The following is a 701-nucleotide window of genomic DNA, read 5'->3' as shown; positions in this document are numbered from 1 at the left end:
GTAGTGGTATTACCGGCGTTATCACTAACGCTTGCTTCAATAGTGAGTGGACCATCAGTTAACGCGTTCGGTACATCTGCTGACCAGCTGCCATCGGCTTGTACTGTTGCAGTAAACGTTTCTGTTGTGGTGCCGTCGCTTACACTGATGTTTATCACTGTGCCCGCTGGCGCATTGCTGCTTCCGCTGATTGTCGGCGTGCTGTCGTTGGTTGCGCCGACTGTGTCTAACGTCAGTGTCGGCGCTAAGGTATCTAGGTTGCCCGTTTGTGTCGCGCCGCCGGTGTTGCCTGCATCATCGGTGATACTGGCTTGCACGGTGTAGCTTCCATCTGGTAATTCAGGGCTGGTTGCTTGCCAATCACCGTTTGCATCCACAGTAGCGGTGATTGGGTGTTCATCACCGTTGCTGTCAGTAATAACAATGTTTACAACCGTGCCTTCAGGCTCTGTTGAGGTACCACTAACAACTGGGGTGCTATCGTTGCCAAAGCCCAGTGCATCAACGGTGACGATTGGCGTAATAGTATCCACATTACCACTGCTGTTTGCGGTGCTCTCGTTGCCTGCCGCATCAGTAATACTCGCGCTTACAGTAAAGTCACCTTGTGCAAGGGCACCTGGAATCTCAATGTTCCAGTGGCCATCGCTGCCAACTAGGGTCTCAATGGTTTGCACAGCGCCTGCGCTGTCGGTGATGGT

Annotated in this window: 1 protein-coding gene; it reads right to left on the bottom strand. The window is 52.8% G+C overall.

The features are described 5' to 3' along the window. A partial coding sequence (locus tag H5126_RS21260) for an Ig-like domain-containing protein (RefSeq protein WP_182721558.1) occupies positions 1 to 701 on the bottom strand: 701 nt, incomplete at both ends.

The sequence above is a fragment of the Pseudoalteromonas sp. SG45-3 genome, assembly GCF_014164075.1.
Lineage (GTDB): Bacteria > Pseudomonadota > Gammaproteobacteria > Enterobacterales > Alteromonadaceae > Pseudoalteromonas > Pseudoalteromonas distincta.
The sequence above is the reverse complement of the archived record's forward strand: the minus strand, read 5'-3'. Positions and strand labels throughout refer to the sequence as shown.